At 67.9% G+C, this 25,409-nt stretch carries 24 protein-coding genes; 10 read left to right on the forward strand and 14 right to left on the reverse strand.

Translation table 11 applies throughout. The features are described from left to right. Window positions 1-36: 36 nt before the first annotated feature. A complete protein-coding gene (locus RTL41_RS07045; RefSeq protein ID WP_312162745.1) occupies window positions 37-915 on the reverse strand; it encodes a restriction endonuclease in 879 nt (292 codons plus the stop codon). 258 nt (window positions 916-1,173) lie between these two features. Here RTL41_RS07045 and mobC point away from each other — a divergent pair, with 258 nt between their 5' ends. Then, a complete protein-coding gene (gene mobC / locus RTL41_RS07050; RefSeq protein ID WP_312162747.1) occupies window positions 1,174-1,698 on the forward strand; it encodes a plasmid mobilization relaxosome protein MobC in 525 nt (174 codons plus the stop codon). Continuing rightward, complete coding sequence (locus tag RTL41_RS07055; RefSeq protein ID WP_312162748.1) at window positions 1,695-2,720, forward strand: relaxase/mobilization nuclease domain-containing protein; 1,026 nt, start codon at window positions 1,695-1,697, stop codon at window positions 2,718-2,720. The genes mobC and RTL41_RS07055 overlap by 4 nt, the downstream gene beginning before the upstream one ends. A 22-nt stretch (window positions 2,721-2,742) precedes the next feature. Here RTL41_RS07055 and RTL41_RS07060 read toward each other — a convergent pair whose 3' ends face one another. Beyond that, a complete protein-coding gene (locus RTL41_RS07060) occupies window positions 2,743-2,922 on the reverse strand; it encodes a hypothetical protein (protein WP_312162750.1) in 180 nt (59 codons plus the stop codon). Between the two features lie 133 nt (window positions 2,923-3,055). On the opposite strand from RTL41_RS07060, the gene RTL41_RS07065 reads away from it, so the two are divergent. Continuing rightward, entirely contained in the window at window positions 3,056-3,280 is a 225-nt protein-coding gene (locus tag RTL41_RS07065) for a helix-turn-helix transcriptional regulator (protein WP_312162752.1), read from the forward strand. A gap of 78 nt (window positions 3,281-3,358) precedes the next feature. Here RTL41_RS07065 and RTL41_RS07070 read toward each other — a convergent pair whose 3' ends face one another. From RTL41_RS07070 to sfsA, 11 genes are all read right to left on the reverse strand, one after another. After that, entirely contained in the window at window positions 3,359-3,757 is a 399-nt protein-coding gene (locus tag RTL41_RS07070) for a Na+/H+ antiporter subunit G (RefSeq protein ID WP_312162754.1), read from the reverse strand. Next, complete coding sequence (locus RTL41_RS07075; RefSeq protein ID WP_312162755.1) at window positions 3,754-4,032, reverse strand: K+/H+ antiporter subunit F; 279 nt, start codon at window positions 4,030-4,032, stop codon at window positions 3,754-3,756. The genes RTL41_RS07070 and RTL41_RS07075 overlap by 4 nt, the downstream gene beginning before the upstream one ends. Beyond that, the gene (locus tag RTL41_RS07080) at window positions 4,029-4,535 is read right to left on the reverse strand and encodes a Na+/H+ antiporter subunit E (RefSeq protein ID WP_312162757.1); all 507 of its coding nucleotides are present in this window, start codon (window positions 4,533-4,535) and stop codon (window positions 4,029-4,031) included. Before RTL41_RS07080 ends, RTL41_RS07075 begins: the two co-directional genes overlap by 4 nt. Then, the gene (locus RTL41_RS07085; protein ID WP_312162759.1) at window positions 4,532-6,049 is read right to left on the reverse strand and encodes a monovalent cation/H+ antiporter subunit D; all 1,518 of its coding nucleotides are present in this window, start codon (window positions 6,047-6,049) and stop codon (window positions 4,532-4,534) included. Before RTL41_RS07085 ends, RTL41_RS07080 begins: the two co-directional genes overlap by 4 nt. Continuing rightward, a complete protein-coding gene (locus RTL41_RS07090; protein ID WP_409418314.1) occupies window positions 6,046-6,420 on the reverse strand; it encodes a Na+/H+ antiporter subunit C in 375 nt (124 codons plus the stop codon). The genes RTL41_RS07085 and RTL41_RS07090 overlap by 4 nt, the downstream gene beginning before the upstream one ends. A gap of 2 nt (window positions 6,421-6,422) precedes the next feature. Continuing rightward, window positions 6,423-9,278, reverse strand: coding sequence for a monovalent cation/H+ antiporter subunit A (locus RTL41_RS07095; protein WP_312162763.1), 2,856 nt, complete (start codon window positions 9,276-9,278; stop codon window positions 6,423-6,425). Between the two features lie 344 nt (window positions 9,279-9,622). Further along, window positions 9,623-11,572 carry a potassium transporter Kup gene (locus RTL41_RS07100; protein WP_312162765.1) on the reverse strand — a complete coding sequence of 650 codons (1,950 nt, stop codon included), beginning with the start codon at window positions 11,570-11,572 and terminating at the stop codon, window positions 9,623-9,625. Between the two features lie 386 nt (window positions 11,573-11,958). Beyond that, window positions 11,959-13,413 carry a tetratricopeptide repeat protein gene (locus RTL41_RS07105; RefSeq protein ID WP_312162766.1) on the reverse strand — a complete coding sequence of 485 codons (1,455 nt, stop codon included), beginning with the start codon at window positions 13,411-13,413 and terminating at the stop codon, window positions 11,959-11,961. 41 nt (window positions 13,414-13,454) lie between these two features. Beyond that, window positions 13,455-14,201 carry a RadC family protein gene (radC, locus tag RTL41_RS07110; protein WP_312162768.1) on the reverse strand — a complete coding sequence of 249 codons (747 nt, stop codon included), beginning with the start codon at window positions 14,199-14,201 and terminating at the stop codon, window positions 13,455-13,457. An 81-nt stretch (window positions 14,202-14,282) separates the two neighbouring features. After that, window positions 14,283-15,101 (reverse strand): type I methionyl aminopeptidase, encoded by an 819-nt coding sequence (gene map, locus RTL41_RS07115; protein ID WP_312162770.1) that lies wholly within the window; start codon window positions 15,099-15,101, stop codon window positions 14,283-14,285. Next, on the reverse strand, window positions 15,098-15,832 hold the full coding sequence (gene sfsA, locus RTL41_RS07120) for a DNA/RNA nuclease SfsA (RefSeq protein WP_312162773.1): 735 nt from the start codon (window positions 15,830-15,832) through the stop codon (window positions 15,098-15,100). The genes map and sfsA overlap by 4 nt, the downstream gene beginning before the upstream one ends. A 59-nt stretch (window positions 15,833-15,891) precedes the next feature. Here sfsA and RTL41_RS07125 point away from each other — a divergent pair, with 59 nt between their 5' ends. Beyond that, complete coding sequence (locus RTL41_RS07125) at window positions 15,892-16,659, forward strand: molybdopterin-binding protein (RefSeq protein ID WP_312162775.1); 768 nt, start codon at window positions 15,892-15,894, stop codon at window positions 16,657-16,659. Between the two features lie 5 nt (window positions 16,660-16,664). Here the strand turns inward: RTL41_RS07125 and RTL41_RS07130 are convergent, their stop codons facing one another. Further along, window positions 16,665-17,564, reverse strand: coding sequence for a WecB/TagA/CpsF family glycosyltransferase (locus RTL41_RS07130; protein WP_312162778.1), 900 nt, complete (start codon window positions 17,562-17,564; stop codon window positions 16,665-16,667). Between the two features lie 249 nt (window positions 17,565-17,813). Here RTL41_RS07130 and RTL41_RS07135 point away from each other — a divergent pair, with 249 nt between their 5' ends. From RTL41_RS07135 to rfbA, 6 genes are all read left to right on the forward strand, one after another. Beyond that, window positions 17,814-18,059: an XrtV sorting system accessory protein gene (locus RTL41_RS07135; protein WP_183773685.1), complete on the forward strand. Its 246-nt coding sequence runs from the start codon at window positions 17,814-17,816 to the stop codon at window positions 18,057-18,059. Window positions 18,060-18,168: 109 nt separating this feature from the next. Then, window positions 18,169-20,754 (forward strand): AMP-binding protein, encoded by a 2,586-nt coding sequence (locus RTL41_RS07140; RefSeq protein WP_312162781.1) that lies wholly within the window; start codon window positions 18,169-18,171, stop codon window positions 20,752-20,754. Between the two features lie 180 nt (window positions 20,755-20,934). Continuing rightward, complete coding sequence (locus RTL41_RS07145; RefSeq protein WP_312162782.1) at window positions 20,935-22,434, forward strand: ATP-binding protein; 1,500 nt, start codon at window positions 20,935-20,937, stop codon at window positions 22,432-22,434. Window positions 22,435-22,528: 94 nt separating this feature from the next. Further along, window positions 22,529-23,593, forward strand: a complete 1,065-nt coding sequence (gene rfbB, locus RTL41_RS07150; protein ID WP_312162784.1) for a dTDP-glucose 4,6-dehydratase — start codon at window positions 22,529-22,531, stop codon at window positions 23,591-23,593. Next, on the forward strand, window positions 23,590-24,504 hold the full coding sequence (gene rfbD / locus RTL41_RS07155) for a dTDP-4-dehydrorhamnose reductase (protein ID WP_312162785.1): 915 nt from the start codon (window positions 23,590-23,592) through the stop codon (window positions 24,502-24,504). Before rfbB ends, rfbD begins: the two co-directional genes overlap by 4 nt. Beyond that, entirely contained in the window at window positions 24,505-25,398 is an 894-nt protein-coding gene (gene rfbA / locus RTL41_RS07160; RefSeq protein ID WP_312162786.1) for a glucose-1-phosphate thymidylyltransferase RfbA, read from the forward strand. It begins immediately after the preceding gene. The last annotated feature ends 11 nt before the right edge of the window (window positions 25,399-25,409 follow it).

Raw genomic sequence — 25,409 nt, forward strand, 5'->3', positions numbered from 1 at the left:
GAACCGGCGCCCGCCCTAGCGGCGGGCGCCGGAAGGCTACGCCGGGAACAGGTCTCGCACGCTAACAAAGGGCTTCCCGGTTTCCGCCGCACGACGGACCTTGCGGTCCAGCACGTGATCGAATGGCAAGGCCCTTTGCAGCATCTCGTAGAGGTCCAGGCCGTCCATGCAGACCACCCGCTTGCCGCGGCCGAATGCGGCCAGGCCATCCTCGGTGAAGCCGCTGTGGCTGATGAACAGCCCGCGCGCCCAACTCGCCTTCTCGTCCAGTTTTCCCTGAAAGACATGCAGGCCGGCCGCGCCGGTCAGCGCGCCCTGCCACTTGGCCTCCAGCAGGTAGGTCTCGTTGGCGAGGACGAAGCTGCCGTCGATCTGCTCGCCGCGATTACGGAAAGCTTCGCGCGGCTTCAGACCGTAGACCTCGAACAGCGATCTCAGGAACCCCTCGAAGGCGTAGCCACGGGCCTGGGCGGTCAGGTTGCTGAGGCGCACGACCTCGTCTCTCAGCGCCGCGATCTTGAGTTGGTCGAAGGCCGGCTTGGGCGCCTCCTGCGGACCTTGCGCCGCATCGGGGCTGCCGCCCAGCCGGTTGACCAGGGCGAGGTATCGGGCTTCAGCGTTGTTGACCGGATCGTCCTGAGCTGTCCGCAGCAGGAAGTCGACCCGTTGCTCCCAGAGCGCCTTGAGGGTTCGGAGCGCGGTACGATCATCGACCTTCTGCAAGAAGCGCCTCAGCCGCTTTCCCTTCGACCCTCCCATGTCCGAATAGGCCGGGTCGTCGATGTCGATGTCCAGCTCGTCGGCGAAGAACCGGGAGAAGGTGGCGTCCGAGAAGTTCAGCACGTAGCCGCGCCCACGGATGAAGTCGACAAGGTCGTCAACGACGCCGAGGTCAATGGTGCGAAGGCTGCTCATCGTGCGCGGTGGTTCCCAAGGCTCCTGCTCGCGGCCTCGCCGAATCGGGCGCGAGCCGTCAAGCTTGGTCTGTTTCATCGCCGGGTTGAAGTGACGCCCTGGCGCGGCTGGGGCGCCGCGCAGCGGCGGCGGGCGAGCGATGGAGAGCACGTAGGGTTACGTGTCGCCGTCGCCGAGGGGAGGCGCCAGTCTAGGCCCCGCCGTTGTCTATGGCAGGATAGCCTTAGCGGCGGCGGGTCTTTACGCAGACGGCGGCCGATGGCGAACTTCAACGTGCGCGTGCCCGACGACCTAGCGGCCCGGTTCGACGCCTGGGCTGGCGCCCATGGCGGCCGCTCGCCCGCGCTGCGTCATCTCATCGAGCGGACTTCGCGGGGCGCCACGGCCGCCCAGCCCGGGGCGGTTCGACTCGGCCGGAGGCCGGTGAAACTGACCGTGCGGCTGGCGGCGTCCGACGCCCATGGCCTCGGCGCGGCGGCGGCCGACATGGGCCTGACGCCGAACGCCTGGGCCGCCGCGCTCATCCGCCGGAGGCTCGCCGGCCGGCCGACCTTCAGCCCGGCCGAGACCCTGGCGCTGGCCGCGATGCAGGCCGAGCTGCGGCGGATCGGCGTCAACGCCAACCAGATCGCCCGCGCCCTCAACACGGCCGTTCTGGAGGGCAAGGTGCTTGAGCTGGAGCTGGCCTACCTGGACGATCTGCGCGCCGAAGTCCGGGGCCACATGCTAGCCCTGCGCGAGGCGTTCGAGGGCAACCTGGCCTATTGGGACGCGGGGCCATGAGCGACTGCCAGACCGTCCACGGGTTCGAGGATGTCTGGCGTCCACCGGCCCGGCCGCGCCATGTCCGGCCGCGCGCGATCCTGTCGCCGCGCGGCGCCGACGAGGGAGTCCGGCCCCGACTCGCGCGGGTCGCCGGCCGAGCGCCCGAGGTCATGGTCAAGGTGACGGGCCGCACCCGAGACCCAGGCCACTTGCGCACCCACATGGACTACATCTGCCGCAACGGCGCCCTGGAGATGGAGGACCGCGACGGCGCCATTCTCGACAGCCGGGCGGCCGTCCGCGAGCTGGCTGACGACTGGAGCGACTTCGCCATGACCGATCCTCGGCGTCGCGCGAACACGCCCGTCAGCCTGTCGCTGATCCTGTCCATGCCGGCCGAGACGAACCCGACTATCGTACGCGACGCGGCCCGCGCCTTTGCCCGCGAGGTGTTCGCCGATCGGTTCGACTATGCCTTCGCCCTGCATACCGACGCGCCCCATCCGCACGTCCATATCGCCGTCCGCACGCTGGGCGACGACGGCGAACGGCTGAACCCGAAGAAGGCCGATCTGGAGGCATGGCGGCAGGTGTTCGCCCAGGCCATGCGGGACCGAGGGGTTGAGGCCGAGGCGACGCCCCGGCGGGCGCGGGGGATCACCCGCAAGGCCGAGCGGACACCGCTCAGAAAAATCCGCGAGCGCCACGAAGCGGGCTTGGGCGAGCCGGCCAGAGTGCAGCGCGCCGCCTACTGCGAGGCCGCCAGGGCGGCGTTCGGCGGCGAGGTCGCGCGGACGCCTTGGGAGACCCGGTTGCTGGAGCGCCAAGCTAGGGTGCGCGGCCTCTACCTCGCCCAGGCCCAGTTCCTCGGCCGCTCGCCCGACACGACAGACCAAGCGCTGGGCGCCAGGGTGGAGGCGTTCGTGCGGTCCATGCCGCAGCCGGACAGCCGGCGCCTCGCGCTGGCCCGCGAACTGCGGGCGGCCAACGCAGTCCTGGGGCGCGAGCGCCCGGACGACGGGAAAGAGCGCGGCCGATAATCCTGGGCCATAGGCAGACTGGCTAGTTTCGTTTGGATCGGCTCACCTGGGCCGCCAGCGTCGCCCATTCGTCCAGGATGTCGGCCTGCGCTCGGTCGCTCTCGCGCGTGACGCTGGCGAGTATCGCCATGTGCCGGCTGAACTCGCCACCGGGCAACACCTTGGAACCTTCCAACAATGAGCCAATCAGCGCGATGGCCAAGCCCGTCGCCTGAGCCAGCTCGTCTCTGTCCGTGTCGCCCACATCGACCTCATCGCGTTGAACCCAGATGGACAAGGCGAATGTAGAGAATACTCCGTGGTGAAATACTCTACAACGCCGCGGTGTCGGCGGCATGGACATTCGCCACGTGCTCGCCGCGAACCTCCGGCAATTCCGCAAGGAGGCGGGACTCTCCCAGGAGGAACTCGCCCACCGCGCTGGGATTGATCGAACCTACATCAGCGCCCTGGAGCGATCCGTCTACGCGGCTGGCATCGACGTCGTGGACCGCCTTGCGAAGGAGCTTGGCGTCGAAGCGGCTGACTTGTTGAAAGCCCCGGCCAAGCACAGGGCATGATCTTTGCGAACGGCGGAAGTGATAGATTTCCGGCACGGTCCTAAGAAGGGGCGCGATTTGCTTCCAGCATCGAAGGCTCTAACGCCCTGAGCCGCCCTCGAAAGTGCTCCAGTCCCTGTCCGAGGGGCGCGGCAATCCGCGAATATCGTCTTCGGGGGACTCTCCATCCAGCCCATGGCGTTGACGATGTAGATGCGCCTTGGCGATCATGTTCGCGGCCACCGGCGCGGTGATGAACAGGAACAGGGTGATCAGCAGCTCGTGAGCGGAGTAGGTTCCGCCGAACACCGGGAAGTAGATCATCGAGGCGATCAGGCACGAGCCGACGCCCAGGGTGGTGGCCTTGGTCGGACCGTGTAGGCGCGTCATCAGCGACGGCAGCTTGGCCAAGCCCCACGACCCCACCAGGATGAAGAAGCCGCCAAGCACGAGGAGGCCGGCGATCAGGTACTCCGCGAACATCTGTGCGAGGGTCATTCGACGATGTCTCCCCGCAGCAGAAACTTGCAGTAGGCCACCGTGCCGAGGAATCCGACCATGGCCAGCAGCAGCGCGGCCTCGAAGTAGGCGGCGGTCGATTGGCTGATCCCGAAGAGCACGATCGCGGCGATGACGTTGATGGTGAGCGTATCGAGGGCCAGAATGCGGTCGGCGCCGCTGGGTCCGCGCAGCAGGCGGAACAGGTTCAAGAGCATGGCGATCGACACGCAGGCCGTCGTGAAGGCGACGGCGGCGCTCAGAACAGGGGTCATGGGAATATCCTCAGCAAGCGGGTTTCGTACCGGGCCTTGATCCGCGCCACCTCCACCGCCGAGTCGGCGAGGTCGAGGGCGTGGACGAGCAGATGGCGTCCGTCAGCCGAGACGTCGGAAGATACCGTCCCAGGCGTCAGGCTGATCGTGCCGGCCAGGGTGGTGATGGCCTCGGGCGAGCGCACCGACAGGGGGATCACCAGCCAGCGCCGGCGCAGATCGCGGTTGCGGTGGAAAAGGATGACCCAGGCCACATGGAAGTTGGCGACGACGATGTCCCACAGCACGATGGCCAGGTATCCGGCCAGGGCGGGGCCGAAGCGGAGCTTCGGGCGATCGGGCCAGAAGCGGCTGGTGAAGAGCGGGACCAGGACCGCGAACAGGAGCGCCAGGACCAGGCCACCTACCGTCAGGCGGTTGGAGAGCAGCAGCCAGACGGCGACCAGGGCTGCACTGAGCGCCGGATGAGGCAGAAGGCGCCGCCATACGCCAGGCTGTTTCATGGTGAGCCTCCCAGCACGGCGCGGACGTAGATGTCCGGATGGAAGAGCTGGTCCGCGCAGGCCCGGACGTAGTCCGTAAGGGGGCCTGCGAAGACCACAGCGGCGATGATGAGCGTCAAAAGCCAGCCGGCAGGGACGAGAGCCATCCGTCCGCCCTGCTGGACGTGGGCGTGGCATTGGCCCTCGACGGCCGTGCTCTTCCAGAACAGCAAGCTGCCCGCCCGGGCGAAGCCTAGCAGCGCCAGAAGTGAGGTTCCTAAGATGGCGGCCCAGATCCAGGCGCTGCCGACCGCCTCGCGCACGCCGTCTAGGATCAGGAGCTTGCCCACGAAGCCCGATAGGGGCGGGAGCCCGACGATGGCGATGGCGGCGATGAAGAAAAGGAGTGACAGCGCCTCCGCGTCGGCGAACCGCGGGCCGGCGACCAGGGCGTCGCCGTACTCACCGCGCCGGGCCGCGATCAGGTCGGCGACCAGGAAGAGCGCCGCGCCGGCCAGGGTGGAGTGAACCAGATAGTAGAGCGCCGCCGCCATGGCCTCAGACTGGAAGACCGCGACCGCGGAGAGGAGCACGCCCATCGAGCCCACCACGGCGAAGGCCGACGTTTCTCGAAGCCGCCGCGCGCCCAGGACGCCCAAGAAGCCGAGGAGCATCGTCGCCAGCGCCGCGGCCAGAAGCCACGGTCCCGGCGCCCAGGCCGCCGCCTGGGCCGAGGCGCCGAACACCACGGTCGTCATGCGGATGATCGCGTAGGCGCCGACCTTGGTCATGATCCCGAAGAGCGCCGCCATCGCCCCGGACGTCGAGGCGTAGGTGCGCGGTAGCCAAAAATGCAGCGGGACCAGGGCGGCCTTCAGGCCGAAGACCACGATCAGCAGGAGCCCGCCGGCCTTGATGAGGGCTTGATCGCCCGCCGGGGCGGCCGCAACGCGAACCGCCATGTCCGCCATGTTGAGCGTGCCGGTGGCGCCGTAGAGCAGGCCGACCGCGACCAGGAACAGGGTCGAGCCGACGAGGTTGACCACCACGTACTGCACGCCCGCCTTGAGGCGGGCGGCCCCCTGGCCGTGCAGCATCAGGCCATAGGACGCGATCAGCAGGACCTCGAAGAAGACGAACAGATTAAAGAGGTCGCCGGTCAGGAAGGCGCCGTTCAGGCCCAGGAGTTGGAACTGGAAGAGCGGATGGAAGTGCCAACCCCTGCGATCGAACCCAGTGACGATGGCGTAGACCAGCACCGGCAGGGCCAGGAGCGAGGTCAGGGCGACCATCAAGGCCGATAGGCGATCGAGGACGAGGACGATGCCGAAAGGCGCGGCCCAATCGCCAAGGGCGTAGACGTCGAGCGCACCCGTCCCGGCATGGACGAGCAAGGCGACCGAAACCGCGGCCAGGGTGCCGGTGGCGCCGAGCGAGGCGATCCTGGACAGCATCAAACGACGCCGCAAGAACAGCACCATCAGCGCCGCGACGATGGCCGGCAAGGCGACCGGAACGATGAGCCAGCCGGTCATTGCACCCCGCCCGGGGAGTCCGCAGCGCCGGAACGGCGGTCGTGTTCGTCCGACAGACCATCGACCTGATCGGTTCCACTTTCGAGGTAGGTCCGCAGGGCGAGGATGACCACAAAGGCGGTCATGCCGAAGGCGATGACGATGGCGGTGAGCACCAGGGCCTGCGGCAGGGGGTCGGTGTAGCTCTCCGCCGCCTTGTCGAACAGCGGCGGGCGGTTGATCACCAGCCGCCCCATGGAGAACAGGAACAGGTTGATGGCGTAGGACAGGAACGCCAGACCCAGCACGACCGGGAAGGTCCGGCGCCTCAGGACCAAGTAGACCCCGCAGGCGGTGAGAAGGCCGATCGCCGAGGCGAGAAGAAGTTCCAGGCTCATGCGCCGGCCTCCGGGGCGGGGCGGCGGTTGGCCGAGGGATCAACATCCATAGGGCTCATCGTGGCCTGGAGCTTTTCGGCGCGCTCGGACACCCGCGAGAGCTGGGCCAGGGCCAGCATGACCGCGCCAACCACAGTGAGCGCCACGCCGACGTCGAAGATCAGAGCGGTGGCAAGCTCGAACTCGCCGATCACCGGCAGATGGAAATAGTCGAAGGCGCTAGTCAGGAAGGGCGCGCCGAACAGGATCGAGCCTACGCCAGTAAGACCGGCGATGAGGACACCCCAGCCGATCAGGGCGTGATGGTCGGCGCGCAGACGCTGGTGGGCCCAATGCCAGCCGGAGGCCATGTACTGCATCAGGAGGGCGATAGAGAAGATCAGGCCGGCGATGAAGCCGCCGCCCGGCTCGTTGTGGCCGCGAAGGAAGATGTAGAGGCCGGCGACGACGGTCAGGGGCAGCAGCAGGCGTGTGGCGACCACCAGCATCATAGGGTGGCGTTCCGGCGAACGGACGGTCTCGGGAGTCCAGAGCGCCAAGCGGCGGCCCGCCGCGCCGCGGTCGCAGGTGTCCAGGAGTGCGAAGACGCCCAAGGCGGCGATGCCGAGGACGATGATCTCGCCGAAGGTGTCGAAGCCGCGGAAGTCCACCAGGGTGACGTTGACGACATTGGTCCCGCCGCCGCCGGAATAGGCGTTGGCCCAGTGGAAAGCCGAGATGGAGGCGCCGTCGCGGGTCATGATGGCCCAGGCCGCGGCGCCGACGGCGCCTCCCGCGGCGACCGCCAGCGTCCCGTCGCGCAGGCGGCGGACCGGCCCGCTCTCGCGCGGCGTCTGCTTGGGCATGAGGTTCAGCGCCAGCAGAAGCAGCAGGATGGTCACCACCTCGACCGAGATCTGGGTCAGGGCGAGGTCCGGCGCGGAGAGGTAGACGAAGGCGAGCGAGACGATCAGGCCCACCACGCTAATGAGGATCAGTGACAGGTAGCGGGCGTGATGACCGACCACGATGGCCAGGCTGGCGGCGACAAGGGCGAGCCACGCCACGATCGCAATCGGGGTCGCGGGAAGCCTGGGCCGATCCCCCGCCGCGTGCTCGGCGCCGAGGAAGCCACTCAGCCCCACCACGGTCGCCGTGCCAATCAGGATCGCCAGATAACGCTGGAGCGAGCCGTCGTGCAGGCGATAGGTCAGGCGCCGGCACGCCGCGACCAAGGCCTCGACCAGGGCATCGAAGATCGCCTTGGCTTCGGGCAAGCGCAGCCGGGTCCAGACAGCTTGCGCGCGGCGATGCTGCCACAGCGTCAACGCCCCGGCGGTCAGGGCGACCGCGCTCATCGCCAGGGCCGGCGTGAGGCCGTGCCACAGCGCCAGGTGTACGTCCGGCGCGGCTCCGCCCGTGACCGCGGCCGTCACGGCGTTCACCAGCGGACCGGCGAGCAGCGCGGGCGCGAGGCCGATGGCGATGACAAGCGCGGTCAGCACTGCCGGCGGACCCCAGAGGCCGATGCCGGGATCATGCGGAGCCTTGGGATAATCGTCGCGTCGCGGGCCGAAATAGACGTGGACGATGTAGCGCAAGGAATAGGCGACCGAGAGCGTCGCGCCCAGCGTGGCCAGCACGGGGAAGACCCAGGGCTGGCCCAACCAGGCGGTGTGGGCGGCCTCCTCCAGCATCATCTCCTTGGAGATGAAGCCGTTGAGCGGCGGGACGCCCGCCATAGACAGGCCGGCGATCAAAGCTAGAACCCCGGCGATAGGCATCAGGCCGAACAGTCCGCCCAGACGCTTGAGGTCGCGCGTGCCCGCCTCATGGTCGACGATGCCCGCGTTCATGAACAGGGCGGCCTTGAATGTGGCGTGGTTGATGATGTGGAACACGCCCACCAGCGCCGCCATGGGCGTGCCGATGCCGAACAGCAGGGTCAGGAAGCCCAGGTGGCTGACCGTCGAATAGGCGAGCAGTCCCTTCAGGTCGTCCTTGAACAGCGCGACGGCGGCGGCGATCACCATGGTGACGAGGCCGGTGGTGGCCACGATCAGGAACCAGGCCTCGGTGCCTGCCAGCACCGGCCACAGGCGGGCCAGCATGAAAATCCCCGCCTTCACCATGGTGGCCGAATGCAGATAGGCGCTGACGGGGGTCGGCGCGGCCATGGCCTGCGGCAGCCAGAAATGGAAGGGGAACTGCGCCGACTTGGTGAAGCAGCCGCCGAGGATCAGCAGCAGCGCCGGTAGATAGAGCGGCGAGTCCTGGATCGCCTCGCGGTTCTCTAGGATCACGGTGAGGTCGTAGGAGCCGACGATGCTTCCGAGCAGCATCAGCCCACCAATCAGCGAAAGCCCTCCGGCTCCGGTGACGGCCAAGGCCATGCGCGCGCCCTGGCGGCCTTCGGGCAGATGACGCCAATAGCCGATCAGCAGGAAGGAGGAGAGGCTAGTCAGCTCCCAGAAGATCAGCAGCAGCAGCACGTTGTCCGAGAGCACGATGCCCAACATCGCGCCCTGGAACAGCAGGAGATAGGTGAAGAACCGTCCCATGGGATCGGTCTTGGCGAGGTAGAACCGGGCGTAAACGATGATCAGCAGGCCGATGCCCAGGATCATGCCGGCGAACATCAGGCTCAGCGGGTCGAGGAAGAAATTGGCGTTGAGGCCCAGGCTGGGAATCCAGTCGATTCGCGCCTGGACCACATGACCTGCCATTACCGCCGGCGCCATCGAGATCAGGATCGCCAGGGCGGTCAGGGTGACGAGGCCCGCCGCAGCCGCGCAGGCGTTCCGTCCGGCTCGGATGGCCAGGGCGGGCAGGATCGCGCCCAAGAAGGGCAGGATGGCTAGCAGGGTGAGCAACGCAACTCTCCAGTCGATCGTGGGGCAGACGTCTAGACTTCACGCCCCAGCGCCGAGTGCGCAGACGGCGGATGCGGCCCGCGCGTGCAACTGGAAAAAACCCAACTTGGGTGGGATATGAACATAGACGTGCGGGTCACGGCGGCTCTCGACATGGATCGAACAAAGCGGTCGTGACGCCAGGTTATCGACGGGCGTCGGACCGGATTCGCACACCGAAGCGGCGCCGGCCTGGCTGCGGAGGTAGACCCTCAGCCTGATAGCTAAGTGTGAGAATAGGCCCCTGCGTCGGGTATGCAAGGTCTAGATCGGCGCATCGGGATGCGCCGTTGTTCTCTAACAATCTAAACCTTCACTTGCGTTCCCATCTCCACGACCCGGCCCGGCGGGATATGGAAGAAGTCGGTGGGATTGGCGGCGTTGCGCATGAGGAACAGATAGAGTTGATCCTGCCAGAGTGGCATACCGCCGTGGGGTGTCGGCACCACAGACCTGCGGCCCAGGAAGAAGCTGGTCGCCATGATGTCGAACTTCAGCCCCTGCTTGCGGCAAAGCGCCAATGCCTTGGGGATATTGGGCGTCTCCATGAAGCCGTAGGTGATCGTCAGCCGCTTGAAGTCCTCGTTTAGCGGCGCGATCTCGATCCGTCTTTCCGGAGGGACGTGCGGGCGATCGGCCGTCTTCACCGTCAGAATGAAGTTCTGCTGATGCAGAACCCGATTGTGCTTGAGATTGTGCATCAGCGCCACGGGCGCGATCTCCGGGTCTGAGGTCAAGAAGATGGCCGTACCAGGCGTGCGAGGCGGGGGGCGCTTGTGTAACATGCTGGCGAGTTCCTCCATCGACAGGCTGTCCCGGCGCGCCCGTTCCGCCAGGAGCTGCGAACCGCGTGTCCAGGTCCACATGATCAGGACGATGCCGGCGCCGATCGCCAGTGGAGCCCAGGCGCCCTGGGGAACCTTGAGGAGGTTCGAACCGAAGAAGCTGAGGTCGATCAGTGCAAAGGGCGCCAGGACGACGAGGCTGACCGGCAGGCTGCGCTTCCACATGAAGCGCAGGATGAAGAAGGCCAGGAGCGTGTCCACGAGCATGGCGCCCGTCACCGCCACGCCATAGGCGCCCGCCAGCCGCGAGGAGGCCGGGAACATGGCGAGGAGCAGCAATACGCCCGCCAGCATGATGATGTTGATCGAGGGCACGTAAATCTGGCCGGCCTCGGTCTCGCTGGTGCGGCGAATGTTGAGGCGCGGCAACAGACCAAGCTGCACCGCTTGTCCGGTGATGGAGAAAGCGCCGGTGATCACCGCCTGGCTGGCGATGATGGTGGCGAGCGTCGCCATCACCAGAATCGGCCAGTAGACGATCTCGGGCACCATCATCCAAAACAGGTTCTCGGCCGCCTCCGGCTGCGACAGCGCCAAGGCGCCTTGGCCGAGATAGTTGAGCATCAGGCAGGGCAGGACCAGGAACAGCCAGCCCGCGCGGATCGGCGACTTTCCGAAGTGCCCCATGTCCGTATAGAGCGCCTCGGCGCCGGTGACCGCCAGGAACACCGAGCCCAGGATGACGAAGCCCAGGAAGCCGTTCTCAATCAGGAAGCGCGCGCCGTGATGCGGCGAGAGCCCCCAAAGGACGGCGGGCTCGTTAAAGATATGGAAGACGCCCAGGCCAGCCAGAATCAGGAACCAGACGGCGGTGATGGGGCCGAACGCTCGGGCCAGGCCCGCCGTCCCACGCGACTGGACCAGGAACAGCGTGACGAGGATGCCTACGGTGATAGGCAGGACGAAGGGCGAGAGCGTTCGCCCCAGGACTGGAGCTTCGCGCAGGCCCTCGACCGCTGACAGCACCGACACCGCGGGCGTGAGCACGCCGTCCGCATAGAAGAGGGCCGCCCCGCAGAGGCCGAGGAAGAAGACCAGGGCGGAACGCCGCCCGATGGCGTGCTGGGCGAGCGCCATCAGGGCCAGGGTGCCGCCCTCGCCCTTGTTGTCCGCCCGCATCAGGAAGACGACGTACTTGACCGTCACGACGAGGATCAGCGCCCAGAAGATCAGTGAGAGCACGCCGAGCACCGCGCCTTCCGGCGCGCCCTCCACGCGGGCAAGCGCCTCGCGCATAGCGTAGAGTGGGCTGGTGCCGATATCTCCGAACACCACGCCGATCGCGCCGACCGTCAGGCTCAGGAACGGGCCGCGATGGCCGCCCGGTTTATGTGAACCACCGGGGTTCTGTTCATTAGCCCGATCGACAGGCAACGACTGGCCGGCGCCAGCTTCGCCGGAAGTAACCATGCCTTCTCCTCGGGGAGCCCTACAAAAAGGCGTTGGCCTTTACGCCCTTCCCACCTGCAATTCAACGACGCCCCAGCGAAGCCTTCGCTTCGGTCGTCGAGCGACCTGGGTTCGTCGCAGGTGACTGGATAGAAAGCCTATCAAAAGGCGAACCAGCCGAATTCGCAGAGCGACGCACATCACGCAGACGCATCGTTCTCCGCAGCGTGGGATGCGGCTATCCTGGCTCGAAGCACTTACACAGTTTCTTACACAGTTGGCTTGACGAAGAAAAATAATCTTATAGAATCAAGAGATTAGAATGGGTGTGTGTGACTTAAAATCGCTCGGAGCAATCCGTCCGGGTTCGACCCCCGGTGTCCCTACCAGGCCTGGAGCGAAACCCTCTACAGCAGCAGGCCGTAGCGGGCGTACTCGGTCTCCACCTTCGGGTTCAGCTTGCGCGCCGCGTCGAGATCGGCCTGGCCTTGCGGTTGCTGGCCCAGGCGCAGCCTGATGGCGCCGCGCAGGTAGAGCGTTTCCGCCGATCGCGGGTTCAGGGCCAGGGCCGCGTTTGCGTCGGCGAGCGCCTTCTGCAGGTCGCCGCGGCGAAGGTGCGCGAACGCGCGGCTGTCGAGCGGCTCGAAGTCGTCGGGCGCCAAGCCGATCGCCTTGGTGCAGAGGCTGACGGCGCGGTCGAGCTCCCGCTTCGCCTCGCCGCGGATCCAGCAGGCGGCGTTCAGCGCGTCGATGTCGGCAGGCGCCAGCTTCACGGCGCGGTCGGCTTCGGCGATCGCGCGGCTCCAGTCCTGCTGTTCGGCGTAGATCCCCGCCCGGGTGAGCACCGGCATCACCGATTTCGGCGCCGCAGCCTCCGCGCGCGCCACGTCGGCCAGGGCCAGGTCATATTGCTTCTGGTCGGTGAACAGCCTGGCGCGCTCGATCAGCGCCTGGTCGGGGGCGATCTCCACCGCCCGGTCCATATCGCTTCGTGCGCCGACCGCATCGTCCAGGACGTATCGAATCCAGGCGCGGGTGACATAGGCGTCGGCGTCCGTCTGATCGAGGGCGAGGGCGCGATCGAGCTCGGCCTTCGCCGCGGGAAAATCGCCCTTTTTCTGGAACAGGCGGGCCCGGCCCATGATCGCGTCGACATGGTCCGGCTGCTGGGCCAGGACGCGGTCGTAACCGGCCTTCGCCTCGTCATGGCGGCCTATGTAGACCAGGAAGTGGGCCCGCTCGACGACGATATCGGGCGCCTCCTTGGAGACTTTCACGGCCTGATCCAGATCGGCCAGGGCGCCGGCGTTGTCGTTCATGACGTCGCGCACGCGGGCGCGTCCGACCAGAAAGTCGGCGTCGTCCGGGGCGAGTTCGATCGCCCGCCCATAGTCGGCCAGGGCGCCGGCCATGTCCCCGGCGTCTCTGCGCAACCTTCCGCGGAGCGCGAGATAGACGCCGTTGTTCGGATCGATCTTCACGGCGCGCTCGATGTCGGCGAGGGCCAACCTGCCGTCGTCCATTCCGCTGAGGACCACGGCGCGCAGGAAGTATCCGGTCGAATCGCCCGGAGTCAGGCGGATCGCCTGGCTGACGTCGGCCAGCGCGCGGTCGGGCAGTTCCATGTCGGTCTGGATCAGGGCCCGCATCCGCAGCCCCCAGGCCCGGTCTTCGGCCGCCTCCGAGGTGTCGACGATTTCGGTGCAGGCGGCCAGCCGGGCGGCGATCGCCTCGCCGCCGTCGCCCAGGCATGCGGCGGCTGCCGGATCGATCTCGGATTCCGCCTCGGGCGCCTGTGCCGCAGCGGCGCTGGCCATGGTCAGCGCCATGACGCCGGCGAGGAGAAGAGACTTTCGGATCATTGCGGCGGCCCTTGGCGTGGAAGCTTAGCTGTAGCGGAAAATCAGAGGAGTCCCAGGGCCCGGAAGCTGGCGACGCCTTCGCGGCCCACGACCAGGTGGTCGTGGACGGCGATCCGCAGCGAGCGGGCGGCCAGGACGACCTCCTTGGTCATGGCGATGTCGGCCTGGGAGGGCGTCGGATCGCCGGAGGGGTGGTTGTGCACCAGGATGATGGCGCTGGACGACAGCTCCAGGGCGCGGCGCACGACCTCGCGCGGGTAGACCGGCGCGTGGTCGACGGTGCCGTGGTTCATGACCTCGTCGGCGATGAGCTGGTTGCGCTTGTCGAGGAACAGCACGCGGAACTGCTCGCGCGGGGCGTGGGCCATGGCCCGCTTCACATAGTCGAGCAACTGGCTCCAGGAACTGATGACCGGGCGCTTCCGGACCGCCTCGCGGCCGATCCGAAGGCCGATCTCGTGCTGGAGCTTGAGGTCCAGGGCCACCGCCTCGCCGACGCCGGGCACGCTTTTCAGTTCGGCGGGGGAGGCGGAGAGCACCGCGGCCAGCGATCCGAACCGCGCCAGCAGCGCCTTGGCCAGCGGCTTGACGTCGCCGCGCGGGATCGAGCGGAAGAGCTGCAGCTCAAGCAGTTCGTAGTCGGGCAGGACGTCCAGGGCGCGGCCGGCCCGCTCGCGCAGGCGGTCGCGATGCCCGTGATAGTGCGGCCGCGGCGCTGTGATCGGGGCCGCCGGCGCCGCCCAGAGATCGGGCTGGGGCCCCTCGGCGAGATGTCTCGAACCGTCCATGGCGAACAATGTTCGTCATTTGTTCAAGCTTGGCAAGAGGCGCGTAGCCGGGCCGGCGCGCAACCTGGCCGTGAGCGGGGCTCAGCCGCCCTGGACGGGCGGCTTGAAGATGCCCGCCGGCGATCCGGTGAAGATCTCGTAGCCGGTCTCGGTCACGCCGATCGAATGCTCGCACTGGGCCGAGAGCGACTTGTCGCGGGTGACGGCCGTCCAGCCGTCCGACAGCAGCTTCACCTGGTACTTGCCCAGGTTCACCATGGGCTCGATCGTGAAGAACATGCCGGGCTGAAGGATCTCGCCGGTGCCCTTCTGGCCGAAGTGCAGGATGTTGGGCGCGTCGTGGAACACCTTGCCCAGGCCGTGGCCGCAGAAGTCGCGGACCACCGAGCAGCGCATGGATTCGACGTACTGCTGGATGGCGTGGCCGATGTCGCCGGTGCGATTGCCCGGCTTGACCTCGTCCAGGCCGCGCTGGAGCGCCTCGTAGGTGACGTCGATCAGGCGCTTGGAGCGCGGGGCGACCTCGCCGACGCCGTACATGCGGCTGGTGTCGCCGTGCCAGCCGTCGACGATGACGGTGACGTCGATGTTGACGATGTCGCCTTCGCGCAGGACCCGGTCGCCGGGAATGCCGTGGCAGACGATGTGGTTGGGCGAGATGCAGGTGGTCTTGCCATAGCCGCGATAGAACAGGCAGGCCGGGACCGCGCCGTGGTCGAGGATGAACTCGCGGGCCAGGTCGTCCAGCTTCTCGGTCACCGCGCCCGGAACGACGTGCGGGGTCAGCATGTCGAGGCATTCGGCGGCCAGCTTGCCGGCGACGCGCATGCCCTCGAAGCCCTCGGCCCCATGGATGCGGATCTGGCCCGTGCGGTGCTCAGCGTCGAGAACGTCGGTCATGGCAGTACTCTTTCGGCTTCCGTGAGCGCCGCGTCGCGCCACGGAACCGGGCGGGCGATGCGAATGGCGCTGGGACTTATATCGCAATCATAGCACAGGACTTCCACCCCGGCCCGCGCGGCGTCGATCAGGCCGGCGGCGTACTTGGGGTCGAGGTCGGCGCAGGCGGCGAAGGCGTCGCAGTCGGTGCGCTGGACGACGAACAGCATCACCGCGCGGTGGCCCTCGGCGACCATGGCCCGAAGTTCGCCCAGGTGTTTCAGCGAGCGGGCCGCGACGCAGTCGGGAAACTCGGCCAGCGTCCCGGCGCGGCGCAGGTGGACGTTCTTCACCTCCAGCCAGCAGGGCGCGCGGCCTGGATGCTCCAGCAGGAAGTCCACGCGCGAGGCCGCGCCGTACTTCACCTCGCGCCGATGGGTGGCGTAGCCGGCGACCTCGGCGATGGCGTCGGCGGCCAGGGCTTCGGCGACCAGGCGGTTGGGGTGCATGGTGTTGATCCCGACCATGCCGCCGTCGGCCTCGACCAGTTCGAGGGTGTGGGCCAGCTTGCGCTTGGGGTCGTCCGACCTGGACAGCCAGACCGGCAGGCCCGGGACGTTGAGGCCCAGCATCGCGCCCGGATTGGGACAGTGGGCGGTAAGCTCGGTCCCGTCGTCCAGGACCACGTCGGCGAAGAAGCGCTTGTAGCGGCTGACGAGCCGGCCGCGAACGAGCGGTTGCGGGAAGTCCATGGGCGGGGTTAGTCCGAAAGGGAAGAAACGAAGTGCGGATGTAGGCGAGGAGCGGGGATATGGGGAGTCCGGGGAGCGAGCGGGTCACGGCCGCGGTGCTGATCATCGGCGACGAGATCCTGTCGGGGCGGACGCAGGACACCAACCTGCGGGACATCGCCAAGTATCTGGGCGTGCTCGGCGTCGACCTGGCCGAGGCGCGCACGGTGCCCGACGTGCTGGAGGAGATCGTCGCGGCGCTGAACGCCCTGCGCGAGCGCTACGACTATGTGGTCACCACCGGCGGCATCGGGCCGACCCATGACGACATCACCGCCGACGCCGTGGCCGCCGCCTTCGGCGTCGAGCTGATGGAGCATCCCGAGATCATCGCCATGATGGCGGCCCGCTGGGGCGTGGAGCTGAACGCCGCGCGCCGCCGCATGGCCCGGGTGCCGGTCGGGGGCGAGCTGGTGAAGAACCCGGTGCAGGGCCCGCCCGGCTTCACCATCGGCAACGTGTTCGTCCTGGCCGGGGTGCCGACGATCATGCGCGGCATGCTGGAGGACGTGGGCTGGCGCCTGCGCGGCGGGGCGGTGACCGTGGCCCGGACGGTGCGGGTCGAAGGCTCGGGCGAGGGCGTGATCGCCGCGCCGCTGGAGGCGGTGGCCAAGGCTCATCCCGACATGTCGCTGGGCAGCTATCCGTTCTTCGGCGACGGCGGCTATGGCTCCAACCTGGTCCTGCGCAGCCGCGATCCGGACGAGCTGGCGGCGGCGCTGGAGGAACTGGTGGCGGCGCTGAAGGGCGCCGGCGTCGACAACGTGCGCGAGGTCGAGAACGCCTGAGGCCGTCAGGCGGGCTCCCTGACCTCGTTGGCCGGGGCTTCCCGCCGCCTTGCGCGCGGGCTGCGGAACAGGCGGCCCTTGCGGGCGGCGTCGGCGACGTCGCTCAGGGCCGGCAGGATCAGCCACCACGGCTCGACGCAGTAGCGCGCGAACAGCCGCCGGGGATCGCCGACCAGGCGGAACAGCCACTCCACGCCCAGCGCGCCCATCCAGCGGGGAGCCGGACACTGGACGCCGGCCTCGTAGTCGAACGCCGCCCCGACCGAGAGCGTGACCGTCGGCGGCAGCAGCGGCTGGTTGTGGTGGATCCAGATCTCCTGGCGCGGCATGCCCATGCCGACGAACAGGATGTGCGGCTTGACCTCGGCGATCTGCTGCACGACCGCGGCGTTCTCCGCCGATCCCGGCGACATGTCGAAGAAGCCGTCGCGGGTGGCGATCTCGACGCCGGGATAGCGGGCGCTGAGCCGCCGGGCCGCCTCGGCCGCGACGCCGGGCGCGCCGCCGAGATAGAAGACGCGCCAGTGCTTGCGGGCCGCGACGCTCCAGAAGTGGTCGCGCCAGTCGAGATAGGTGCAGCGGTGGAACCGGCGGCTGTGCAGCCCCAGGACGCGGGTGAAGAAGATCAGCGGCGTGGAATCGACCTCGATCAGGTCGGCGCGCTCGAAGAAGGCCGCGAACTCGGGGTTCTTCTTGGTGAGATAGATGCTGTGGGCGTTGTGGTTGGCGATGCGGCTGGGGGTGCGGGTCAGCACCGCCTGCTCGATGTGGTGCATCACCTCTTCGGGGCGGACCAGATCGACCTCGACGCCCAGGGCATAGGCGCGCTCACCGGCGCGCCGCCTCTGGCGGAACGGGGTGCGGCGGCGCCGGCGCCGTTCGGTGTCTGGGATGGAAGATGTCACCTAAGCTGAGCCAGATCGTTGCGGACGGAACAACAACCTGAGCCATGTGAGTTAAGATTCGTTTCCCGTCCCAGCATCGAAATCTATCGGCGCGGTTAAGCATAAGCCGAGGTTCGTCGCCGGATTGCTATTTTCGCGCAGCGTTGTTCGGGATTCGGCTATCCTGCCGATTGCGATGTTCGGTGTGGCCTGATTTATGCAGGGCCCAAGGCTGCTCGGTTTGAACAGTATTGTTTAGGGGCTGGTGTCTTGCAGACGATCTACGATTGGGTGACGGTCGCGATTTTTGGGGCCTTGATCGTCCTGTTTCTGCACAGATCGACGGCCCAGGAAGAGCCCAAGGACAACATCTACCAGTACCTGCCGGCCTGCATCGGGTGCGCGCTGGCCAACTATGTCGGCAACGAGGGCTATGGCGCCGCGGCCTTCGGGATCATCGTCGCGGTTCTCGCCTACGTCGCCTACGTCCTGAAGCCGTTCAACTTGAAGTTCTGAACGGACCCCTCAGGGTCCGGAAAATCCCCTCCGCTCGCGCAAGGCATCGGGCCGTCGACGCGACCGGAAGATGTCGAGGCAGGGGGCTGAACAGGTGAGTTTGCCTGACGTGACCGCTCCGTTCATTCCCCAGACCGCCACCTTCGCAGGTCGGCTCGAGGAACATGGCCAGGCCCTGGCGGTCGTGACCGACGCCGGCGAGCGCCTGACCTATGCCGAACTGGCGGAGCGGGCCGACGCCTTCGCCCGCGCGCTGCCGCCCGGGCGGCGCCTGATGCTGATCGAGGCCGCGAACGAATTGCCGCCGCTGGTCGCCTACCTGGCCGCGCTTCGGCACGGGCATCCGGTGATCATGGCCGGGGGCGAGGGCGGCGGGCAACTGCAGCGGACCATCGAGACCTATCGGCCGAGCCTGCGCTTCTTCAAGGCCGGCGGCCGCTGGACGGCCGAGCCGGGCCCGGACGGCCCGCGCGACCTGCATCCGGACCTGGCGGTGCTGCTGTCGACGTCGGGATCGACCGGCGCGGCCAAGCTGGTTCGCCTGGACCGGGAGGCCGTCGAGGCCAACGCCGCCGCGATCGGCGAATATCTCGGCCTGACCTCCGGCGACCGCGCGATCACCACCCTGCCGATCCACTACAGCTATGGCCTGTCGGTGGTGAACTCGCACCTGGCGGTCGGCGGGACGATCCTGCTGACCGGGCGCTCGGTGGTCGACGAGGCGTTCTGGGACTTCTTCAAGGCCGAGGGGGCGACCTCGCTTGCCGGCGTTCCCTATACCTACGAACTGTTCGACCGCATCGGCCTGAGGCAGCGCGACCTGCCGTCGCTGCGGACCATGACCCAGGCGGGCGGTCGCCTGCCGGCGGAGACCGCGCGGGCCTATGCGCAGTGGGCCCGGGGCGCGGGCGTGCGGTTCTTCGTGATGTACGGCCAGACCGAGGCCACGGCGCGGATGGCCTATGTCCCGCCCGAGCTGCTGCTGGACAATCCGGGCTGCATCGGCGTGCCGATCCCCGGCGGCGCGTTTCATCTGATCGACGAGGCCGGCGCGCCGATCGAGGCGGCCGAGACCCAGGGCGAACTGGTCTATCGCGGGCCCAACGTGATGTCGGGCTATGCGCTGGAGGAGGCCGACCTCGCCAAGGGGCGCGAGATCGCCGAACTGAAGACGGGCGACCTGGCGGTGCGCGACGCCCAGGGCCTCTATCGGATCGTCGGCCGCAAGAGCCGCTTCTCGAAGCTCTATGGCCTGCGCATCAGTTTCGACGAGGTCGAGGCCCATCTGGAGCGCCAGGGCGTCCGCGCCGTCGCGGCCGGGAACGACGACCTGTTGGCGGTGGGCGTCGTGGCGGCCGATCCGCGGGTCGTGGCCGAGGATCTGTCCAAGCGGCTCGACCTGCCGGCCTCGGTGATCCAGGTCGTCGGCTACGAGACCCTGCCGACCCTGAGCTCCGGCAAGATCGACTATCAGGCGGTGCTGGCGGACGCCAAGGCGCAGGCCGCGCGCGGCGCGGTCGGCCGGGCAGGGCGCGGCAAGTCCATCGAGAATGCGTTCCGCCACGCCTTTCCGCGCGCGACGATCGCCCCGAGCGACAGCTTCGTCAGCCTGGGCGGCGACTCCCTGGGCTATGTGGGGCTGTCGCTCGAGATCGAGGGCCGGCTGGGCTTCCTGCCCGACCGATGGGAAGAGACGAGCGTCGCCGAGCTGCAGGCCCTGGCCGACCAGGCCAAGACGCGCACGCGCAGCCTGTTCAGCCTGCGCGGGATGGAGTCCGAGATCGTCATCCGCGCGGTGGCGATCATCAGCGTCGTGATCGCCCATGCGTCCACCTGGCCGGTCGGCGGCAGCGCCCACGTGCTGCTGCTGCTGTCAGGCTACAATTTCTCCCGCTATCAGGGTTCGCGCCTGAACGAGGGCGGCGGCGGCGGGATGCTGGCGACGTTCTTCCAGCGGATCATGGCGCCGTACTACGTGATCCTCTGCCTATACTTGGCGGCGGAGCGAACGTTCGATCTTCCGTCGCTGCTGTTGATCAGCAATTTCTTCGGCCGGTTCGGCAGTTTCCTCGAGCCCTACTGGTTCCTGGAGGTGCTGTTCCAGTGCATGGTGATATTCGCCGTGCTGCTGGCCATCGGACCGGTGCGCAGGTTCGCGATCCGCGATCCCTGGAGCTTCGGCTTGCTGCTGCTGGGCGGGGCGTTGGCGCTTCGCGTCGCCGCGACGATGGCGCTGTCGCATGAGCGCCTGCTGGAGCGCACGCCCGACAGCGTCTTCTATCTGCTCGCCTTCGGCTGGTGCCTGCACAGGGCGACGACGACGCAGCGCAAGCTGCTGCTGACGGCGATCTGCGGCCTCATCGCCGTGACGCAGATCGCCGCGCCGATCGGCGTCTGGGAGCGTTTCCACTTCCCGGCCAACGTGACCCACGCCCTGTGGTTCGCGGCGGCGTCCGGCCTTCTCCTGTGGGCCCCGCGGTTGTCGCTGCCGAGCATGCTGCACGGCGTCATCGGACTGATCGCGGCGGCGAGTTTCTATATCTATCTGACCCACGGCGTGCCGGTGCACGTCTTCCTGCGCGTCCTGCACGTCAACAACGTGCCGCTCATGCTGCTCGTGTCTCTGGTGTTGGGCGTGATGGCCTACAAGGCGTCGGAACAGGTCTCCGAGCGCCTGGCCGCAAGACGTGCTTGAGGTCGAGCTTGAAGTTGTCGCCTAGAAGTCTGCGGGTCGGGGCGGCGATTAACGTTGACTCAACTCGCATCGGTTTAAGTTTTCGCCACAATCGGCGTGTTTACGGGTGGCGGGTTCGCGCCTGCGGTCGTAGACCGTCGATATCGCAGATGCACCGCAGCATGCGTGCTTGGAGGCGCCGTGAGTTGGATCAATAGCCTGATGGCGCGCTCGTTCGGGCGTAAGCCGAAAGCTGCCCAGAACGCTCAGCCGAACCTTGTCTTCGCGGCCCCGCCGGCCGTGCGCGAGGGCGCGCCCGCCAAGAAGCCGCTCGACGCCGCTTTCCCGCGCTTCCAGTCGATGGCCGGCGACCAGCTCAGCCCGCGCCTGAACGACCGTTTCGCCAGCGCGCGCATCAAGCTGCGCAGCGCCTTCACCCCTTCGCAGCCGATCACCGACCGGCGGATGTTCGCCGGCCGCGTCGACGTGCTGACGACCCTGATCCGCTCGATCGAGGACCAGCGCGTCCACGTCATCATGTATGGCGAGCGCGGCATCGGTAAGACCTCGCTGGTCCACGTGCTGACCCGGGCGGCCGAAGAGGCGCGCTACATCGTGGTCTATTGCTCGTGCGGGGCGGGTTCGACCTTCGACGAGATCTTCCGCGCGGTCGCGGCCGACGTTCCGCTGCTGTTCCATAGCGGCTTTGCGCCGACCGCCGACGCGTCCGAGCGCGGCGGCACCCTGGCCGACCTGCTGCCGGCCACGGTCCTGACGCCGCGCCTGGTCGCCGACCTGTTCGCCAAGCTGACCGGCACCCGCGTGCTGGTGGTGCTGGACGAGTTCGACGTGTGCGACTCTCCGGAGTTCCGCCGCAACATCGCCGAACTGATCAAGAACCTGTCCGACCGCTCGATCCGCACCCAACTGGTCATCGCCGGCGTGGCCGCGGACCTGACCGAACTGGTCGAGCACATCCCCTCGATCCGCCGCAACATCTTCGCGCTGCAGGTGCCGAAGATGAGCGCCACGGAGGTCAACCACCTCGTCGAGAACGGCGAGGAGCTCAGCGGCCTGACCTACGACAAGGCGGCGACCGAGTTCATCGTCTTCGTGGCCAACGGCTCGCCCTATCTCGCCAGCCTGCTCAGCCACCATTCGGGGCTCGCGGCCATCGACAAGGGGCGCACCAACGTCGCGGTCGAGGACGTCTCGCTGGCCGTGGACCAGGCGCTGACCGAGTTCCGGGGCCGGATCTCCAGGCACTCGCAGCTCCAGATCGACCACGCCGCCAAGACCGGCGTGCGTCACGTCCTGGGCGTCATGGCCGGGGCGGCGCTGTTCAACAACGGCCGGTTCGACGACCGCGACATCGATGCGCTCTATCCCAGCGCCGCCAACGCCGCGAGCTTCAAGGCGACCATCGAGGAACTGGCCTCCAGGCAGATCCTGCTGGAGACCCACGAGGACGAATACGGCCGCGGCTACCGCTTCTCGGAAGAAGCCGTGCTGCCCTACCTGTGGATTCTCGCCGCGCAGAAGCGTTTCCTGGAGAGCCGCAAACCCGCCGCGACGGACAAGCCCGCGGTCCCGACGACGCCCGACAAGGCGCCCGTCGCCGAGAAGGCCGCCGCTGAAAAGCCGGCCGACAAGCCCGCAGAGGCCGCAGGGGCCACGCCCCGGGCCGCCGGCCGCCCGTAATCGGGAACGCATTGGGATCCTAACCCTTTTCCCAAGCGGCTCGCAGGCGGTATGGAGTAGCCTTCGACGCCAGCGATCACTGGGGGAGTAGGTTTTGCGTATTCTTGTCACCGGCGGCGCCGGCTTCATCGGCTCGGCTCTGATCCGGCACCTGGTCGCTGAAACCGAGCATGAAGTCCTCAATCTTGACAAGCTGACCTATGCCGGCGACCTGCGCTCGCTGGACGGCGTCGCGGGCGACAATCGCTACGCATTCCGCCAGGCCGACATCGCCGACGCCGCCGCCGTGCGCGCGGCCCTGCGGGACTTCCGGCCGGACGTCGTGACCCACCTGGCCGCGGAATCCCACGTCGACCGCTCGATCGACGGGCCGGCCGATTTCATCCAGACCAACATCATAGGCACCTTCGTCATGTTGTCCGAGGTGCTCGCCTACTGGCGGGGGCTGCCGGGGGCGGCCCAGGACGCCTTCCGCTTCCACCACATCTCGACCGACGAGGTGTTCGGGTCGCTGGGCGACGCCGGGTTCTTCACCGAGACCACGGCCTATGATCCGCGCTCGCCCTATTCGGCCTCCAAGGCCTCGTCCGACCATCTGGTCCGCGCCTGGCACCACACCTATGGCCTGCCGGTGCTGGTCACCAACTGTTCGAACAACTACGGGCCCTACCACTTCCCCGAGAAGCTGATCCCGCTGATGGTCGTCAAGTGCCTGGCCGGCGAGCCGCTGCCGGTCTACGGCCAGGGCGCCAATGTCCGCGACTGGCTCTATGTCGACGATCACGCCCGGGCGCTGACGCGGGTGTTCGAGGCCGGGACCCCGGGCGAGAGCTACATCATCGGCGGCCGCGCCGAGCGCACCAACCTGCAGGTCGTGCATGTGATCTGCGAGACCCTGGATCGCCTGCGCCCGCGCGCCGACGGCCGGTCCTATCGCGAACAGATCACCTTCGTCGCCGATCGGCCGGGGCATGACCACCGCTACGCGATCGACCCGAGCAAGCTGGACAGGGAGCTCGGCTGGACGGCGCGCGAGAGCTTCGAGACCGGCATCGAGAAGACCGTCCGCTGGTACCTGGCCAACGAGGCGTGGTGGAAGCCGATCGTGGCGCGCGGCGACGCGGGGCAGCGCCTGGGCCTGAAGACCGTCAACGCATGACGTCGGACGTGACGACGGATGTGCTGCTGACCGGCGGAAGCGGCCAGGTCGGCCACGAGGTCATGCGGCAGGCGCCGGCGGGCATGAACGTGGTCGCGCCCGGCCGCGCCGAGCTGGATCTCAGCGACTCCGACGCGATCCTGGCGATGGTGGCCTCGCGTCCCTGGGCGGCCGTGATCAACTGCGCGGCCTACACCGCGGTCGATCGCGCCGAGAGCGAGGCCGTCGAGGCCTGGCGCGCCAACGCCCTGGGGCCGGCGACGCTGGCCCAGGTCACGGCCGCCGCGCAGATCCCGCTGATCCACGTCTCCACGGACTATGTCTTCGACGGCTCCAAGGCCGGCTACTACGCCGAGGGCGATCCCGTGGCGCCGCTGGGCGTCTACGGCGCCTCCAAGGAGGCGGGGGAGCAGGCCGTGCGCACCGGCAATCCCCGCCACGTGATCCTGCGGACCGCCTGGGTGGTCAGCCCGCACGGTTCGAACTTCATCAAGACCATGCTGCGGCTGGCCGAGACCCGGCCGGAGATCCGCGTCGTCGACGACCAGCGCGGCTGCCCGACGAGCGCGATCGACATCGCCGCGGTGCTGTTGCACATCGCCGGGCGGATGATCGCCGCGCCGCAGGCGGCGCCGAGCGGCACCTATCACTTCGTCAACGGCGGCGAGGCGACCTGGTACGAGCTGGCCCGCACGGTGTTCGACCTGGCCGCCGCGCGCGGCTACCCCGCGCCGAAGGTGGAGGCCATCACCACGGCCGAATACCCGACGCCGGCCCGACGGCCGGCCAATTCGCGCCTGGATGTCGCCAAGTTGCGCGGCGACTACGGGATCACTCCGCGCCCCTGGCGGGCGGCGGTGGAAGACATTGTCGAGGCGCTGCTTCCCGCCAAGCAGGAACAAGGATCTTAGATGAAGGGCATCATCCTGGCCGGCGGCTCGGGCACCCGGCTGCATCCGGCCACCCTGGCGGTGAACAAGCAGCTCCTGCCGATCTACGACAAGCCGATGATCTACTACCCGCTGTCGGTGCTGATGCTGGCGGGGATCCGCGACATCCTGATCATCTCGTCGCCCGAGTACATCGACAACTACCGGCGGCTGTTCGAGGACGGCTCGAACTTCGGCCTAAATATAGAGTACGCGATCCAGCCGCGGCCGGAGGGGCTGGCCCAGGCCTTCCTGATCGGGGAGACCTTCGTCGGCGAGGATCGCGCGGCCCTGGTCCTGGGCGACAACATCTTCTTCGGCGCCGGGATGAGCCAACTGCTGAAGAACGCGGCGACCCGCGAGAGCGGCGCGACGATCTTCTCCTACGAGGTCGACCAGCCGCAGGCCTATGGCGTGGTCGAGCTGGACGACACCGGACGGGCGATCAGCCTGGAGGAGAAGCCCGCCGAGCCGCGGTCGCGCCAGGCGGTCACCGGGCTCTATTTCTACGACAACCGGGTGATCGACTACGCCAAGCAGGTCCGTCCCTCGGCGCGCGGCGAGCTGGAGATCACCGATCTCAACCGCATGTACATGGAGGCCGGCGACCTCTTCGTCGAGCAGCTCTCGCGCGGCTATGCGTGGCTGGACACCGGCACGCACGAGAGCCTGGTCGAGGCCTCCGAGTTCGTCCGCGCGGTCCAGAAGCGGCAGGGGGTCCACATCGCCTGCCTGGAAGAGATCGCCTACATCAACGGCTTCATCGATCGCGAGCAGTTGAAGCTGCGCGGCAAGCTGTTCGAGAAGACGGCCTATGGCCGCTACCTGCTGGACATCGCCGAGCAGGACCTGCCGCTGAGCCGGCGCCTGCTCTAGGCGTGACGGCT

Origin of the sequence: Phenylobacterium sp. (assembly GCF_031984885.1) — a bacterium.
Classification (GTDB): domain Bacteria; phylum Pseudomonadota; class Alphaproteobacteria; order Caulobacterales; family Caulobacteraceae; genus Phenylobacterium.

Coding starts and splice junctions, on each gene's coding strand:
- RTL41_RS07045 (WP_312162745.1), bottom strand. CDS start 915: ATGAGCAGCCTTCGCACCATTGACCTCGGCGTCGTTGACGACCTTGTC.
- mobC (WP_312162747.1), top strand. CDS start 1,174: ATGGCGAACTTCAACGTGCGCGTGCCCGACGACCTAGCGGCCCGGTTC.
- RTL41_RS07055 (WP_312162748.1), top strand. CDS start 1,695: ATGAGCGACTGCCAGACCGTCCACGGGTTCGAGGATGTCTGGCGTCCA.
- RTL41_RS07065 (WP_312162752.1), top strand. CDS start 3,056: ATGGACATTCGCCACGTGCTCGCCGCGAACCTCCGGCAATTCCGCAAG.
- RTL41_RS07070 (WP_312162754.1), bottom strand. CDS start 3,757: ATGACCCTCGCACAGATGTTCGCGGAGTACCTGATCGCCGGCCTCCTC.
- RTL41_RS07075 (WP_312162755.1), bottom strand. CDS start 4,032: ATGACCCCTGTTCTGAGCGCCGCCGTCGCCTTCACGACGGCCTGCGTG.
- RTL41_RS07080 (WP_312162757.1), bottom strand. CDS start 4,535: ATGAAACAGCCTGGCGTATGGCGGCGCCTTCTGCCTCATCCGGCGCTC.
- RTL41_RS07085 (WP_312162759.1), bottom strand. CDS start 6,049: ATGACCGGCTGGCTCATCGTTCCGGTCGCCTTGCCGGCCATCGTCGCG.
- RTL41_RS07100 (WP_312162765.1), bottom strand. CDS start 11,572: ATGGTTACTTCCGGCGAAGCTGGCGCCGGCCAGTCGTTGCCTGTCGAT.
- RTL41_RS07105 (WP_312162766.1), bottom strand. CDS start 13,413: ATGATCCGAAAGTCTCTTCTCCTCGCCGGCGTCATGGCGCTGACCATG.
- radC (WP_312162768.1), bottom strand. CDS start 14,201: ATGGACGGTTCGAGACATCTCGCCGAGGGGCCCCAGCCCGATCTCTGG.
- map (WP_312162770.1), bottom strand. CDS start 15,101: ATGACCGACGTTCTCGACGCTGAGCACCGCACGGGCCAGATCCGCATC.
- sfsA (WP_312162773.1), bottom strand. CDS start 15,832: ATGGACTTCCCGCAACCGCTCGTTCGCGGCCGGCTCGTCAGCCGCTAC.
- RTL41_RS07125 (WP_312162775.1), top strand. CDS start 15,892: ATGGGGAGTCCGGGGAGCGAGCGGGTCACGGCCGCGGTGCTGATCATC.
- rfbD (WP_312162785.1), top strand. CDS start 23,590: ATGACGTCGGACGTGACGACGGATGTGCTGCTGACCGGCGGAAGCGGC.
- rfbA (WP_312162786.1), top strand. CDS start 24,505: ATGAAGGGCATCATCCTGGCCGGCGGCTCGGGCACCCGGCTGCATCCG.